Raw genomic sequence first — 15229 nt, 5'->3', positions numbered from 1 at the left:
CCCGAGGGTGAGCCTAGGGACTGGTGCAGGTGAAGCTCGGCGTTCCGGCCGTACCCGACGCCACGTACCCGAAGGTCGTCGAGGCGTTGCCGGCCAGAGTGCCGTTGTGCTGGGCGTTGCGTACGGTCAGCGTGGTCCCGCTGAGGGTGTGCTGGCCGTTCCACAGGCTGTTGATGGTGGTGCCGGAGTTCAGGGTGCCTCTGACGGTCCAGCCGCTGAGCCCGCCGGTGCCGGTGTTGCGCACCGTCACCTCGGCCTGGTAGCCGTTGCCCCAGTTACCGGTGGTCTGGAAGGTCGCGGTGCAGGCGCCCGGGTTGCCACCGGTCGGGGTCGGGTTCGGGGTCGGCGACGTCGTCGGGTTCGGGACGGTGCCACGGATGCCCGTCACTTCGCCGTTGCCGCCGTCGAACACGACGTCGGAGCAGTTGTAGAAGGTCTCGTTGCTGTCGGAGCGCTGCCACACCGAGTAGACGATGTGACGGCCGCTCTTGCCCGAGGGCAGGCGGGCGTTCCAGTAGTAGTAGCCGTCCACGCTACCGACGGGGCCGGCGCTCGGCGGGTCGGTCGCGGCGTAGAACGGCGTGGACTCGAGGTCGCTCCACGCGAGCGGCCGGGTCGGGCTCCAGCTGTCCTTGGTGATGTAGGTGCGGAACGTGCCCGGGTGGGCCGCCCACTTGTTGTAGCGGAACTGGATGTTGGCCCCGGCGGTGAGGTGGGTCACCGGCCAGTCGGTGCGGGCCAGGTTGTAGCCGCTGAAGTTGTACACGGTCGCGGCGCCGCTGCACAGCTGGCCGTCGGGGATGAACCCGCTCGTCCGGCCCGCGCCGTCGGAGCGCAGCACGGCGAACCAGTTGTAGATCGAGTTGGTGCCGCTCTGGGCCACGGCGGCCTGACACGCGGGGTTGGTGGGCTGGGCCGCTCCGTTGGAACCGACGCTGTCCAGCCAGCACAGGTAGGTGCGGCTTCCGGGAACCATCATGGCGCCGTGCGCCGACGCCTGGCCAGGCAGCAACGCGACCAGCAGCAGGGTCGCGATGACGGTGGCGACACCGGTGAACGTGATCTTTCTTCGCCTTCTCATGGAACACCTTTCGAGGGTTACGACGTAGGTCTCCGGCACACCGACAACGCCCATGGCGGCAGCACGCCCGGCACGCTCGAGCACGTCACGGACGTCAAGCACGTCATGGTGAAACCGAGAGACCTGGTGAAGTAACCGGTCGTCGCCGTGGGGCGAACAGCCGTCGACTGCCGACCAGCGATGCGAAAGCGCTCACGCGTAACGCACTCTAAGCCGCCGCCCTCCGGGTGGGAATCCGCCTGCGACGCGGCGGAGCGTCCTCGCGGGCCTTGCGTACTCCCGCCGCAGCTAGGACCCATGATCCAGACCGCAGCGTCCCCCCGGCCCGATGAAACGCCATGAAATTACCGCGCGGGGCCGACGCGGGCGGGTGGCCGGGCGCACACCGGCCGTCGGCCAGGATGGGGGAGTGGACGCACGCCGGTCGTCGGCCAGGATGGGGGAGTGGACGTACGCCCTGTCTCTCCCGCCGCCCTGGTCGAGGAGCTCGCCGACCGCATAGCGGGCGCGCCCAGGGACTCCTGGGTGCGGGTCGCGCTGGACGGCGCTCCGGCGGCACGACCCGGCGAGCTGGCCGGCGCTCTCGCCGATCCGCTGCGCGTTCGCGGTCGCGAGGTCCTTCGCGTCTCGGCGGCCGATTTCCTGCGCCCGGCGTCGCTCAGGTTCGAGTACGGCCGCACCGACCCGGACGCCTTCTACGACGACTGGCTCGACTACGGCGCGCTGTCACGTGAGGTACTGAACCCTCTGGACCCGGGTGGTTCCGGCAAGGTGCTTCCCACGCTGTGGGACACCACCACCGACAGGGCCACGCGAGCGCCGTACGTGACCATGCCGCCGGGCGGGGTGCTGCTCGTCGACGGAGCGCTGCTGCTCGGCCGCTGGTTGCCGTTCGAGGTCACCGTTCACCTGTGGCTGTCGCCCGGCGCGCTGGCGCGGCGTACGCCCGAGGATCAGCGGTGGACGCTGCCCGCGTACGCGAGGTACGAGGAGGAGGCCGGGCCGCTGGCGCTCGCCGACGTGGTCGTCCGCGCCGACGATCCGCGGCACCCCGCCGTCGTGACCGCCCTGTGAAAGATCGTCAGCGGTGCTCCTCCCCGATCCCGAGGGCCCGTGCCACCTCGCCGAGGTTGCGGAACCTCTGGCCGGAGGGCAGGTCGCGGAGCATTTCGATCAGGCCGTCGGGGGCCTTCCTGGCGTGGGCGTGGGCCAGCAGGGCGGCGCGCTCGGCGGGGTAGCGGGTGTCGCTCAGCCACGCCGCCAGGGTGCTCCTGCGATCGACGTCCTCGGGACTGATCCCCTCCGGGGTGCGCGGCTCGTGCCCCGGCGGGTACCTCCGGGGCTTCAGCGCCTCCTCGGGGTCCTGCATGGGCTCGGGCTGCCGCCACTCCTCCGTACGGGTCGGGCCGCCTCCGCGGATGACGCCCTCGACCTCGTGTTTCTGCTCTTCGTCGGCGCGCGGGCCGTGTTTGGAGCTGCCGCGCTGGATGGGCATGACCTCACCTCCCCCGGACGGGATCACGATGTCCCTACCCCCGCCCGCGCCGGCGGCAACGGGCACGCGGAATGATCTCCCTAGGACTGGCCATACGGGCGAGTCGGGCAGGGTTGCGGCCCTTCCCTGCGGGGCATACAGGTGGCCTAATCGCCATTTGACCAGGGGCAATGGCTTTCTCCCGCGAGACGTGGGGTCGTCGATATGTGCGGAATCTGCGGGTGGGTGGACTTCGAGAGAGATCTAGGTGAGTCACGGGACACCTTGCGTGACATGACGGAGACCATGGCGTGCCGGGGACCGGACGACGAGGGCATGTGGCTCTCTCCCCATGGGGCGCTGGGGCATCGGCGGCTGGCGGTCATCGACATCGAGGGCGGACGCCAGCCGATGATCGCCGAGGAGGACGGCGAGGTGCTGGCGGTCCTCACCTACAGCGGTGAGGTGTACAACTTCCAGGAACTGCGCCAGGAGCTCACCGCGCGGGGCCATCCGTTCCGAACACGCAGCGACACCGAGGTCGTCCTGCGGGCGTATCTCGAGTGGGGGACCGACATGGGCTCCCATCTGAACGGCATGTACGCCTTCGCCATCTGGGACGTCCGCCGGGAAGAGCTCGTGCTCATACGCGACCGGCTCGGCATCAAGCCGCTGTACTACTACCCGACACCCCATGGTTTGATGTTCGGCTCCGAGCCCAAGGCCATCCTCGCCAACCCGCTCTCGCAGCCGCCTGTGGTCGACATCGAAGGGCTGCGCGAGCTCCTGGCGTTCGTCAAGACCCCGGAGCACGCGATCTACCGGGGCATGTACGAAGTGAGCCCCGGCGGGGTCGTCACGGTGAGCAGGCGCGGCCTGGCCAAGAACCGCTACTGGCGGCTCGAGTCCCGCGAGCACACCGACGACCTGCCGACCACGGTCCGCACCATCCGGGGACTGCTGGACGACATCATCGATCGTCAGCTGATCAGTGATGTGCCGCTGTGCACGCTGCTGTCCGGCGGCCTCGACTCCAGCACCGTCACCGCGCTCGCCGCGATGGCGCTTCGCCGGCACGGCCAGGGCAAGCTCCGCTCCTTCTCGGTCGACTTCGTCGGCTACTCCGAGAACTTCAGCCCCGACGAGATGCGCGACGCCCCCGACACGCCCTACGTCCATGATCTGGTGCGGCACCTGGAGCACCTCGGTGTCGAGCACACCGACATCGTCCTTGACTCCGGCGACCTCATGGACCCGAAGGTACGGGCCGCGGTGCTGCGGGCACGCGACCTGCCGACGGGCATCGGCGACATGGACACCTCGCTCTACCTGCTGTTCAAGGCGATCAGGCAGCGCTCGACGGTGGCGTTGTCGGGGGAGTCCGCCGACGAGGTCTTCGGCGGCTACCGCTGGTTCCACGAGCCCGAGGCGGTCGGAGCCGACACCTTCCCGTGGCTGGCCACCCAGGGCGGCGCGCGGTTCACCGCCCTGGAGGAGGTCCTCGACCGCGATCTGCTGCGCAAGATCGACCTCAACGGTTACCGCGCCCAGCGCTACCGCCAGGCACTCGACGAGGTCCCCCGCCTGCCCGGGGAGGACGGCCTGCAGGCGCGCATGCGGGAGATCAGCTATCTCCACCTCTCCCGGTTCGTGCAGATCCTGCTCGACCGCAAGGACCGCATGAGCATGGCCGTCGGCCTGGAGGTCCGGGTGCCGTTCTGCGATCACCGGCTCGTGGAGTACGTTTTCAACACCCCATGGTCGATGAAGACCTTCGACGGGCACGAGAAGAGCCTGCTCCGTGCCGCCGTGGCCGACGTGCTGCCGCGGTCGGTCCTGGAGCGGCGCAAGAGCCCGTACCCCTCGACACAGGACCCGGCATACGAGAAGGCCCTCCGCGAGGAGACGGCCCGGCTGCTCGCCTCCGGCGAGCTCGTCGCGGCCCCGATGCTGGACCTCTCGAAGGTGCGGGCCATGCTCGACCAGCCGCAGGGCGGGGTCAGCCGCCACGACGTGCGGGCCGCGCTGGAGGGACTCCTGCAGTTCAACGCCTGGCTGGAGCGGTACCAGGTGCGTGTCAGCCTCTGACGGCGTGCTCACCGTCGAGTCGCGGCGGAGGGCGGCGGCCGGGGTGGGGGATCAGCGGCTCACGCGGTCGAGGCCGTCGGCGATGCCCCGCCGGAGCATGTCGGCGTAAGGCCCCTGGGGAAGATCGCCGGCATGGTTCGCCGCCAGGCGGAAGTAGCGCGCGGCCTCGGCCTGATCGCCCAGAAGCTCGTGAGACGCGCCCATGTTGAGGTAGAGCGACGGATAGAGCTCAAGGACGCGCTCGTCGCCGGTGGCGTTCGCGTGGTGCAGCGAGACGGCGTTCCACAGGAGCGTCTCCTCGGGGGAGTCCTGCTGGCGGGCGACGTAGTGAGCGGCCACGCAGGCGTCGAAGTCGTCGGCCCGCTCGGCCCACGCCTGGTCGAACAGGCGGCGTGCGACCTCTGGTCTGCCCTCGGACTCGGCCTGCAAGCCCTCCGCGCACAGCCGGACGACCGCGTTGTCGATATCGAGGTCCATGACTACCTCCCCAGGTCTTCGTCTCCAGCAGCCTAAGCCGTGAGCCCGACAATGTTGAGGGACGGACGGCGCCGCGGTACCAAGGGCTGATGCTCAGAGGTGTCTTCTCGGCAAGCGGGCCCAGATCTCCCACGCCCCGGGCTTCACCCTCCTCCTCGCCGCCGTGACGGTCCGGCATGTCATCGATCTTCCAGCGTCTCCGGTGACAGGAGGCGGATTCCCCCGTGTTCGACTCGTACGGCGCCGCGGCGCTCCAGGTGCTTGAGCGCCCGGTTGACGCTCACGCGGCTGAGCCCGAGCAGGTGGCCCAGCGCCTCCTGGGAGCCCGGCAACGCGACGATGGCGCCGGGCGCCGCACCCGCCTCCAGCAGCCACGCCGCCACCCGTGCCTGCGCGGGCAGTGAGGTGGCCTCCACGAGCCGCCGTTGCGAACGGCGGAGGTCATCGGCGAGGTGGCGCAGGACATGCCCTCGCGCGACGGCGTCCTCGTCGATGAGCCGCAGGAACTCCTGCCGCGGCAGCGTCCGCACCGCGCAGGCGGTGTCGGCGACGAAGGTCGCCGTGTGCCCACGCGCGTCCAGCACCGCCGTCTTGTCCAGGACGCACGGGCCGCGCAGGTACGCGAGGTGGCGCCGTCCTCCGGCGGGAGTGACGCAGACCGCGGTGACCGTGCCCGCCAGCAGCACCAGGAGCCGGTCCGCCCGCTGGCCCTGCATGCGGAGGATCTCGCTGCGGGAGAAGCGCGCGGGTCTCGTACGGGCCCAGAGCCGGGCCAGCTCGGGAGGCTCCAGATGCGAGAGAAGGGGAACCCGTCCCAGATCATGCGGTCCGAAGTTCATGTATCAAGGGATACAGCGTTAAGCGCGTGAGATGTCCTACTTTGCGGCCATGTATGTAGTGGAGCTGGAATTCACGTCCGACCCCCGGCGCCTGGCGGCCCGGCCCGCGCATCGCGAGCGGCTGCTGGCCTGGCATCGCGAGGGTGTGCTGGTCATGGCGGGCCCGTGGGCCGATGATTCAGGAGCGTTGCTGGTCTTCGACGTGGCGGACGAGGCGGCACTTCGCCGGCTGATCGACGCGGACCCCTACTTCCGCGCCCCCGGGGTGTCCGTACGCCGGACCAGCCCCTGGAGCCCTCTGGACCTCTCCTGACCGCGAACCCTCCTTCGCGGGCGTGGCATGCTGGCGTGCGTGCCGATCCCGCCGAAGGAGCCGATGAGCTTGTCCTGGCGTCACCTCCCCAAGCCCGCGCGGGCCATCGCCGAGGCGGCCGCCGACGCGGTGGCGGCGGCGCGGTCCCGCGATACGGAGGCCTTCCAGCGTGCGGCGGCGCAGCTTGCCGCGCTCGACTCCGAGCAGGTGGGCCTCGTGCTCGGCGCCGTGGTCAGATCGTCGCTGGAACGGCTGCATCCCGACGGGCTGACCGCGGACGACGTGCACGTGCTGGTCGCACGCTGCGCACGGTCGGCGGCCGGCTGGTTTCCCACCGTCGACCCGGATGTCCTGGTGATGCTGGTGGCCGGGGCCCTCGGCGTGCACCAGCCTGATGAGGAGGCGTTCCGGCTCGAGGGGCCCGATGTGGCCCGGCACGCTCCGCTGCTGGTGGCCGACCTGCTCGCCGTGTCCGGTGACCCGTTCGCCGTCCGCCTGAACGCCGCCCTCGACGACATCGCCCGAGCCCAGACGTCCGAGATGCCATGATCGCGACGGTGCACGTGTCAGGCGCGTACCCACGAGCGGGCCCGCTCAGTAAAGGTGCTCGGCCGATCCCATGAGCGCGGGCCCGGTGAGGTGGTCGCGTGTCAGCCGGACACCGGTGGCACGCTCCGCCAGGGCGAGGGCGGTGAGCAGAGGATCGGCCCGCTCGTGGTCGTCGTCGCGGAGGGAGCCGGCGGTGGGCATGCCGAGTTGGCGCATCTGGACGACAAGCCGGTCGGGGTCGCCGCCCCAGCGTGCCCCGGGACCGTCCGGCGCGAAACCGGTGATCAGGTGCCCGTCGGCGGAGTAGAGGAACTGCCGGTCCAGGTTCCCGTCGTGGTAGACGGCCGCCATGATCGTGCCCGCAGAGAGCCGCCGGGTGACCTCCACGAGCGTTCCCGCGTACCCCTCCTCTTCGAGCAGGACGGTGCCGCCGATCACGGCGTAGGCGGTGACGAGGTGCTCGGCGGGGATCTTGTGGACGTCCTTCGCCTGCTCGGCGGTGACACCGATGCGGTGGAGCGCTTCCTCCGGGGACACGTCACGCACGAAGGTGAGGCAGAAACCGGAGACGCATAAGCTGTCGCCGAACTCCTCCTCGAACCAGGCATAGTCGGCCGCCGTCGCACCACTCATCGGTGGGTCCTTTCGCCATCGATCCAGGCAACATGATCTTGCCAGCGGCAGCCGACAGAATCGGCGTTCAGCCCGAAAACCCATGCTGGGGCCGAGATCGAGAACGCGCCAGGCCACCTTCGACAAAGAACATCGGTCTGGTACCTTCGCCGGAGACATCAGGCATGGTCCTCCACAGGGAGCGGCACATGAGCAGCGCGACGAAGGACATCCAGATCCCCGACCAGACCGGCATGCTCGCCGTGGTCACCGGCGCGAACAGCGGCATCGGCTTCGAGACCGCCCGCCGCCTCGCCCTCGCCGGGGCCGATGTGGTGCTGGCGGTCCGCGACCCGGCCAAGGGCGACCGGGCGGTGGCCAACATCAGCGCCGCGGGCCCGAAGGGCACGGTCTCGGCCGAGCCGCTGGACCTGGCCGCCCTCGACTCGGTCGCCGCCTTCGCCGAGTCGATGAACGGCCGAGGCCGGCCGATCGACATCCTCGTCAACAACGCGGGCATCATGGCCGTGCCCAAGCGGCACACGACGGCCGACGGCTTCGAGTTGCAGTTGGGGACCAACTACCTGGGGCACTTCGCCCTCACCGGCCGGCTGCTGCCGCTGCTGCTGAAGGCCGGCTCTCCCCGGGTGGTGCACGTCAGCAGCGGGCTGGCGCAGATCGGGAAGATCGACTTCAACGATCTCCAGAGCGAGCGGAAGTACCGCCCCTGGGGTGCCTACGCCCAGTCCAAGCTCGCCAACCTGCTGTTCGCGCGGGAGATGCGGCGGCTGAGCGCCCAGCACGGGTGGGGGATCCTCAGCGCCGCGTCACACCCGGGGTTCACCCGCACCAACCTGCAGACGACCGGCCCCAACCTGGGCCGCGGCGCCGACCGCCCCGACTTCACCGCACTGTTCGCCAGGGTCACCAGAACGGTCATGGAGCCGGAGCAGGGCGCGCTGGCCACCGTCTACGCCGCCACCGCTCCTGACGTGGCCGGCGGCCGGTACTACGGCCCCGATGGCAGGTTCGGTCTCGTCGGCATGCCGGCGGTGGCCAAGATGCCGCGCCGCGCGTACGACGAGGCGACCGCCGCCCGGCTCTGGGAGACGGCCGAGCGGCTGACCGGCGTGCCGTTCCCTCCCGACACCCCCCAGCCTCCGGGATGAGTGATCCTGCGGAAGCCTCGACCTGAGCCGTCCGCCCGGACACGGATGCACGGCCTACTGCGGCGGTCCGGGAGAATGGGGGCGTAAGGCTTTCTAGGAAGGATGTGCCGATCGTGGCTATGAGCGGCGAGGCCGACTGGGTCTCACGATTCGCGGACGAGGTAATCGCCGAGGCGGAGCGCCGCGCTCCCGGCAAACCGATCGTCTGCGCTTCCGGCCTCAGCCCCTCGGGCCCTATCCACCTCGGCAACCTCCGCGAGGTCATGACGCCCCACCTGGTCGCCGACGAGATCCGGCGCAGGGGGCACGACGTCGTCCACATCATCTCCTGGGACGACTACGACCGGTTCCGCAAGGTGCCGGCGGGGGTCGACTCCTCCTGGTCCGAGCACATCGGCAAGCCGCTGACCTCGGTGCCCGCGCCCCCCGGCAGCGAGCATCCCAACTGGGCCGAGCACTTCAAGGCGCCGATGATCGCGGCACTGGCCGAGATGGGCGTCGAGTACCACGGCATCAGCCAGACCGAGCAGTACACCACGGGCGTCTACCGCGGCCAGATCCTCTACGCCATGCGCGAGCGCGAGCGCATCGACGAGATCCTCGACCGCTACCGCACCAAGGACAAGCCGGTAACGGCCAAGAAGCCGCAGGGTAAGGCGCTCGACGAGGCCGACTCCGCCGCGGCGGAGTCGGCGGCCGAGGGCTCGGGGGCGGCAGGCGAGGACGACGGCAAGGTCGCCGCGGGCTACTTCCCGTACAAGCCCTACTGCTCGGTCTGCGATCGCGACGTGACCACGGTGACCGCGTACGACGACGAGACCACCGAGCTCACCTACACCTGCGCCTGCGGGCACTCCGAGACCGTGCGGCTCTCCGAGCACGACCGCGGCAAGCTCGTGTGGAAGGTCGACTGGCCGATGCGCTGGGCGTACGAGGGCGTCGTCTTCGAGCCGTCCGGGGTGGACCACCACTCCTCGGGCTCGTCCTGGGTGGTCGGCGGCCACATCGTCAAGGAGGTGTTCGGGGGCGAGCAGCCGATCGGGCCGATGTACGCCTTCGTCGGCATCAGCGGCATGGCCAAGATGAGCAGCTCCAAGGGCGCCGTGCCCACCCCCGCCGACGCGCTGGAGATCATGGAGGCGCCGCTGCTGCGCTGGCTGTACGCCCGCCGCAGGCCGAACCAGTCCTTCAAGGTCGCCTTCGACCAGGAGATCCAGCGGCTGTACGACGAGTGGGACGCTCTGGAGCGCAAGATCGACGATGGCACGGCGCTGCCCGCCGACGTGGCGGCCTACAACCGCGCGATCGGCACCGCGTCGGGCCCGCTTCCGGTGACGCCCCGGCCGCTGCCCTACCGCACTCTGGCCTCGATCGTCGACATCACCACCGGCCACGGCGAGCAGACGCTGCGCATCCTGCGCGATCTCGATCCCGAGCACCCGATCACGTCCCTGGACGAGGCACGGCCCCGGCTCGATCGGGCGGAGCGGTGGGTCACCACGCAGGTCCCGGCCGAGCAGCGCACCCGCGTGCGCGACGAGCCCGACATGGCGCTGCTGGGATCCCTCGGCGACACCGAGCGCGAGTCGCTGCGGCTGCTGCTCGATGGGCTCGACGATCACTGGTCGCTCGACGGGCTGACGGGGCTGGTCTACGGCGTGCCGAAGGTCCAGGCGGGGCTGGCGGCCGACGCCAAGCCGACCCCGGAGCTCAAGGTCGCCCAGCGCGAGTTCTTCGCACTTCTGTACAACCTGCTGGTCGGCCGCGACACCGGCCCGCGCCTGCCCACCCTCCTGCTCGCGGCCGGCGCCGACCGCGTACGCAAGCTGCTTGGCGCCTGAGCGTGCGGGGAACGACATGAGCGAGTACGAAGTACCTTCAGGCGTCGATCCGTTCACGCCGAGCGTCGCCCGCATCTACGACTACTACCTGGGCGGCAAGGACAACTTCGCCGCCGACCGCGAGGCCGCCGAGAAGATCATCGAGATCCTCCCGAACGTGCGCGACGTGGCCCGGGAGAACCGCGAGTTCTTGATCCGCACGGTGACCTACCTTAGCGAGCAGGGCATCCGGCAGTTCCTCGACGTGGGAGCGGGGCTGCCGACCCAGCGGAACGTCCACCAGGTGGCACAGGAGCTCGCGCCGGAGTCCCGGGTCGTCTACGTCGACAACGATCCCATCGTGCTCACCCACGCCCACGCGCTGCTCGCCCAGAACGACCGCGTGGTGGCCCTCAGGGCCGACATGCGCGACCCGCAGGCGCTCATCGACCACCCCGAAGTCCGCGAGCACCTCGACTTCACCCAGCCGGTGGCGATCCTGCTGCTGGGCGTCCTGCACTTCATCCCCGATGACGCCGAGGCGATGAAGATCGTCTCGACCTTCAGGTCGGCGCTCAAGCCGGGTGGTCACCTGGTCATCTCGCATGGCTCGATCGGACCGCTGAGCGAGGACCAGGATCGCGAGGGCCAGGAGGTCTTCAGCCGCACCTCGGCGCCTGGCGTCACCTCGCGCACTCCGGAGCAGGTGGTGACCTTCTTCGAAGGGCTGGAGCTGGCCGACCCCGGAGTCGTCCCCCTGCAGGACTGGCGGCCCGCGGTCCACCTGTCGCTCGTCAAGCCGGGCGAGGCGGGCGCCGTCGGCGGTGTGGGCCGGGTGCCCTGAGCGCGGGCACGGCACGTATCTGACAGGGAAGGGTCCCGGCGGGCGCCGGGGCCCTTCCCTGTTTCCTGGGGGCGGTCAAGGCACGCCCAGCGGTATCTCCGCAGGTAGACGGGGTGGGTAAAAGTTATCTTCATGCTAGGGTGTGTGGAAGAAAAAAATTGACCACTGTGCCCTGGCGCCCGTATGGTCCTGGCAATCGGGGACCTGGAGAGCACTTCATGAAGCGACTCGCAGCGACCGCGGCCCTGGCGGCGGTCGCCACAGCCACAGCCGCCTGCGGCACCACGCAGACCGACGGCACTTCTCGTTCTGGCGGCATCTACACCACCATCGACGGTGCGAAGCAGATCGACGCGAGCGCGCCGATCAATCCCTTCAACCCGAAGGGCAGCACGTTCGTGGGCTACGACACGATGTCGCTGGCCTGGCCCAAGAACGACCTGATGGATCCGAACCAGTTCTATCCGGGCCTCGCCCGTAGCTGGACCGCCACACCCGACCAGGGCGAGGTCGTCATCCACCTGCAGCCGAACGCCCGGTGGTCGGACGGCAAGCCCGTCACCAGCGAGGACATCCGCGTGTCCATCGGCCTCGCCTACACCCAGGGCGGCAGCGCGTACACCGTGAACGCGGGGGCGGCCGGTGCGGCGGCCGACATCCAGGTCCTCGACGGGAAGACCGTCAAGATCGTCCAGGGCGCCAATCGCAGCAACGTGTTCCTCCGGAACGTCCTGTCCACGGTCGTCGTCCCCGCCCACGTGTACGGCTCGCTCCTGCCGGCGGGCTTCTGGACCACGCTGACGGCCGCCCGGGGCACGGGACCCGCCGCCGACAAGGCCAAGACCGAGATCACCGGGCTGGCGCAGCAGGTCATCACCTTCGCGCCCCGCGAGGACGTCTCGGCGGGACCGTTCGTGCTCGAGCGGATCAACCCGGGCGCCGCGCTGCTGAAGAAGAACCCCTACTTCTACGACGCCGCCAGGATCGTGCCGGACAAGGTGAAGGTTCTCAACTACACCGGCAACGAGCAGATCTGGAACTACCTGGTCTCCGGCAAGCTGGACAGCGCGCCCTTCACGGCGGTGCCCGCCGCCGTCATGGAGCGGATCAAGAAGACCCACGGCAACGACATCCGCAAGGGCTACTCCCCGGTGGCCGCGTCCATGGCGTTCAACCAGGCGCGCAAGCCGTACGACAACGTGCACGTGCGGCGGGCGCTGGCGTATCTGATCGACCGCACCCAGGTCACCAAGATCGCCTCACCCGAGGCGGGGACGCCGGCGGTCACCACCACGGGCATCCACGCCAGCGCCGCCAAGGCGTGGCTCGGCGACCGGCTCGGCGCCCTCGACCAGTACAAGGTCGACCCGGCCAAGGCCGAGAAGGAGCTGAAGGCCGCGGGCATGGTCAAGAAGGGCGGCACGTGGGCGATGCCGGACGGCAAGCCCTGGAAGGTGCAGGTCCACGTGCCCGCGTCGTTCTCCGACTGGGTCGCCGCCGCCAAGTCGGTCACCAGCCAGCTCAACGACCACGGGATCGACGCCAGCGTGACGACCTCGGCCGACTACATCCTCTACCTCGACGAGCTCGCGGCGGGGAACTTCGACATCGGGTTCTGGCTGGTGGCCCTCGGCCCCTCGCCGTACAACATCTACCAGCGCCTGTACGGGTCCGCCAACGGCTGGTCGCTGCTCGCCGGGCGGCTCAGGCATTCCCCGCCCGGCAAGGACGGCAACTGGATGGGCGGTCCGGAGAAGATCGACGGGGTGAACCCCGGCGAGCTGACCAACCGGCTCAACCTCGCCTCCCCCGACGAGCAGAAGCGGATCGTCGGCACGCTCGCCAGGCTGACGAACGAGCAGCTCCCGGTCATCCAGATCTACGACTACGTCAACACCCAGTTCATCAACACCTCCCGCTACTCCGGCTGGCCGGAGGCGGGAAGCGAGGTGCTCAGGCTCCCCGCGGGCGTGTGGATGCAGCTTGGGCTGATCAAGAAAAGTAGCCTATGAAGCTCCTCGCCCGCCCGGGCGGTCCCCGGGTCAACGCGGTAACGCGACGGTTCACGGGTCACCTGGTCCGGGGCCTCATCATGATCTGGGTGGTCACCACCATCAGCTTCGTGATCATCCGCAACATCCCCGGCAATCCGGTCCTCGGGCAGTACGAGACGCTGATCGAGCGCGGCATGTCCCCTGACATGGCCGAGCGCGCGACGGCGGCGCTCTACGGGTTCCTGCCCACGGGTTCCCTGTGGGAGCAGTACCTCGGCTACATGAAGGCGCTGCTCCACCTCGACATGGGGCAGTCGCTCAGCACGCCGGGCACCGAGGTCGTCACGCTGATCGGCGCGGCGGCCAAGTGGACCATCCTGCCGGTGCTCGGGGGCACGCTGCTGAGCTTCGTGCTCGGCGTGACGCTCGGGGTCTACGCGGGCATCAAGCGGTCGGGCAAGCTGGGCGACCTGCTCTCCATCTCCGGCTCGCTGCTGCACGGCGTGCCGCAGTACGTCATCGGGCTGCTCGTCCTGGCGATCTTCACGACGCTGTGGCCGATCCTGCCGGCGGGCGGCCCGGTCGACGTCGAGTTCGTGCCCGGCTTCAACGCCGGCTACCTCGCCTCGCTGATCCAGCACGCCACCCTGCCCGTGCTGACGTACGCGCTCGCCAGCTACGGCGGATGGGTGCTCGCGATGAAGTCCAGCGTGGCGACCGTGCTCGGCGACGACTTCATCCTGGCCGCCGAGCTGCGCGGGCTCTCCCGGGGCGTCCTGTTCCGGTACGTGGCCCGCAACGCGATCCTGCCGCTCTTCACGATCCTGGCACTGTCGCTCGGCATGCTGTTCGGCGGCGCGATCTTCATCGAACGGATCTTCAACTACCCGGGACTCGGGCTGCTGCTCGTCAACAGCATCGGCGCCCGTGACTACGCCCTGATGGGCGGCACCTTCCTGGTGACCACGGTGGCGATCATCGTGGCCAACATCGCGGCCGACCTGCTCTACGCCGTGATCGACCCCCGAGTGCGGACTGGAGGCACGGCATGACGCTGACGGCGATCCTCCCTGGGAGCCAGGGCGGCCAGGAGAGCAGGCGCGCGACGCTGCGCCGGAACTTCTGGCGAGGCGTGGGACGCGTGCTGCGCCGCAAGCCGAGCCGGATCGTCGGCGTGGCCATCGTCGCCCTGTTCGCGGCCATGGCGCTGGTAGGGCCGATGCTCTACCCCGCCCACCTGCCACGCGACAACAACGCGCTCTACGCCGCGCCGAGCCTGGCGCATCCCTTCGGCACCGACTTCGAGGGCACCGACGTGCTCGCCCTGGTGATCACCGGCTCGCGGTACGTCATCCTCACCGGCCTGGTCACCGCGGTCATCACGGTCTCGCTCGGTACGGCGCTCGGGCTGCTCGCCGGCTTTCACCGGGGACGCTGGGACAGCGTGCTGATGCGGATCACCGACATGCAGCTCACCATCCCCGGCCTGCCGCTGCTGCTGGTGCTCTCGACCGTCTGGAAGTTCCAGGGGCCGCTGGAGATGGGCCTGGTCCTCGGCCTGCTCGGCTGGGGTGGTGTGGCGCGGGCCGTACGGTCGCAGACCCTGTCCCTGCGCGAGCGGGGCTTCATCGAGGCGGCCAAGGGCCTCGGCCTGTCCACCACGCACATCATCGGACGCGAGCTGCTGCCCAGCATGGCGCCGTACATCGCCATGAACGTCCTCATCGCCGTGACCGGGGCGATCTACGCCCAGGTGGGCCTGTTCTTCCTCGGGGTCCTGCCGTTCGACTCCAACAACTGGGGCGTGATGCTGAACCTCGCCGTCTTCGGCGGCGGCGCCCTGACCAGCACGGCCGCGCTGCCCTACCTGATGGCGCCGCTGCTCGCCATCCTGCTGCTCACGCTGGGCATCGTGCTCATCGTCGACGCGATGGACGAGATCTTCAATCCACGGCTGCGTGAGGAGTAA

15 protein-coding genes are annotated in these 15229 nt (G+C 69.7%); 10 read left to right on the top strand and 5 right to left on the bottom strand.

Annotation, left to right across the window (positions count from 1 at the left end; all coding sequences use genetic code 11):
- Positions 1-13: 13 nt before the first annotated feature.
- Complete coding sequence (locus ABD810_RS26440) at positions 14-1081, bottom strand: lytic polysaccharide monooxygenase auxiliary activity family 9 protein (RefSeq protein ID WP_344945949.1); 1068 nt, start codon at positions 1079-1081, stop codon at positions 14-16.
- Between the two features lie 444 nt (positions 1082-1525).
- Here ABD810_RS26440 and ABD810_RS26435 point away from each other — a divergent pair, with 444 nt between their 5' ends.
- Positions 1526-2155 carry a nucleoside/nucleotide kinase family protein gene (locus tag ABD810_RS26435; protein WP_344945946.1) on the top strand — a complete coding sequence of 210 codons (630 nt, stop codon included), beginning with the start codon at positions 1526-1528 and terminating at the stop codon, positions 2153-2155.
- A gap of 7 nt (positions 2156-2162) precedes the next feature.
- Here ABD810_RS26435 and ABD810_RS26430 read toward each other — a convergent pair whose 3' ends face one another.
- Complete coding sequence (locus tag ABD810_RS26430; protein ID WP_344945943.1) at positions 2163-2576, bottom strand: DUF2795 domain-containing protein; 414 nt, start codon at positions 2574-2576, stop codon at positions 2163-2165.
- A 204-nt stretch (positions 2577-2780) separates the two neighbouring features.
- Here ABD810_RS26430 and asnB point away from each other — a divergent pair, with 204 nt between their 5' ends.
- Positions 2781-4643 carry an asparagine synthase (glutamine-hydrolyzing) gene (gene asnB, locus ABD810_RS26425; protein ID WP_344945940.1) on the top strand — a complete coding sequence of 621 codons (1863 nt, stop codon included), beginning with the start codon at positions 2781-2783 and terminating at the stop codon, positions 4641-4643.
- A gap of 51 nt (positions 4644-4694) precedes the next feature.
- Here the strand turns inward: asnB and ABD810_RS26420 are convergent, their stop codons facing one another.
- Positions 4695-5120 carry a hypothetical protein gene (locus ABD810_RS26420; protein WP_344945937.1) on the bottom strand — a complete coding sequence of 142 codons (426 nt, stop codon included), beginning with the start codon at positions 5118-5120 and terminating at the stop codon, positions 4695-4697.
- Positions 5121-5299: 179 nt separating this feature from the next.
- Positions 5300-5959, bottom strand: a complete 660-nt coding sequence (locus ABD810_RS26415; protein ID WP_344945934.1) for a Crp/Fnr family transcriptional regulator — start codon at positions 5957-5959, stop codon at positions 5300-5302.
- Between the two features lie 31 nt (positions 5960-5990).
- Between ABD810_RS26415 and ABD810_RS26410 the strand changes: the two genes are divergently transcribed.
- Together ABD810_RS26410 and ABD810_RS26405 are read left to right on the top strand one after the other, a co-directional pair.
- Positions 5991-6272, top strand: a complete 282-nt coding sequence (locus tag ABD810_RS26410) for a YciI family protein (protein WP_344945931.1) — start codon at positions 5991-5993, stop codon at positions 6270-6272.
- A 63-nt stretch (positions 6273-6335) separates the two neighbouring features.
- Positions 6336-6821 (top strand): hypothetical protein, encoded by a 486-nt coding sequence (locus ABD810_RS26405; protein ID WP_344945928.1) that lies wholly within the window; start codon positions 6336-6338, stop codon positions 6819-6821.
- A 45-nt stretch (positions 6822-6866) separates the two neighbouring features.
- On the opposite strand, the gene ABD810_RS26400 is transcribed toward ABD810_RS26405, so the two are convergent.
- Positions 6867-7454: a DUF6461 domain-containing protein gene (locus ABD810_RS26400; protein ID WP_344945925.1), complete on the bottom strand. Its 588-nt coding sequence runs from the start codon at positions 7452-7454 to the stop codon at positions 6867-6869.
- 188 nt (positions 7455-7642) lie between these two features.
- On the opposite strand from ABD810_RS26400, the gene ABD810_RS26395 reads away from it, so the two are divergent.
- The 6 genes from ABD810_RS26395 to ABD810_RS26370 all read left to right on the top strand — a co-directional run bounded on the left by ABD810_RS26395 (position 7643) and on the right by ABD810_RS26370 (position 15229).
- The gene (locus tag ABD810_RS26395) at positions 7643-8602 is read left to right on the top strand and encodes an SDR family oxidoreductase (RefSeq protein ID WP_344945922.1); all 960 of its coding nucleotides are present in this window, start codon (positions 7643-7645) and stop codon (positions 8600-8602) included.
- A 119-nt stretch (positions 8603-8721) separates the two neighbouring features.
- Entirely contained in the window at positions 8722-10443 is a 1722-nt protein-coding gene (gene lysS, locus ABD810_RS26390; protein WP_344946405.1) for a lysine--tRNA ligase, read from the top strand.
- Positions 10444-10459: 16 nt separating this feature from the next.
- Positions 10460-11266, top strand: a complete 807-nt coding sequence (locus ABD810_RS26385; RefSeq protein WP_344945919.1) for an SAM-dependent methyltransferase — start codon at positions 10460-10462, stop codon at positions 11264-11266.
- Positions 11267-11484: 218 nt separating this feature from the next.
- Positions 11485-13278, top strand: a complete 1794-nt coding sequence (locus tag ABD810_RS26380) for an ABC transporter substrate-binding protein (RefSeq protein ID WP_344945916.1) — start codon at positions 11485-11487, stop codon at positions 13276-13278.
- On the top strand, positions 13275-14312 hold the full coding sequence (locus tag ABD810_RS26375; protein WP_344945913.1) for an ABC transporter permease: 1038 nt from the start codon (positions 13275-13277) through the stop codon (positions 14310-14312). The genes ABD810_RS26380 and ABD810_RS26375 overlap by 4 nt, the downstream gene beginning before the upstream one ends.
- The gene (locus ABD810_RS26370; protein WP_344945910.1) at positions 14309-15229 is read left to right on the top strand and encodes an ABC transporter permease; all 921 of its coding nucleotides are present in this window, start codon (positions 14309-14311) and stop codon (positions 15227-15229) included. The genes ABD810_RS26375 and ABD810_RS26370 overlap by 4 nt, the downstream gene beginning before the upstream one ends.

The organism is Sphaerisporangium flaviroseum (assembly GCF_039537005.1).
GTDB classification, from domain to species: domain Bacteria; phylum Actinomycetota; class Actinomycetes; order Streptosporangiales; family Streptosporangiaceae; genus Sphaerisporangium; species Sphaerisporangium flaviroseum.
The sequence above is the reverse complement of the archived record's forward strand: the minus strand, read 5'-3'. Positions and strand labels throughout refer to the sequence as shown.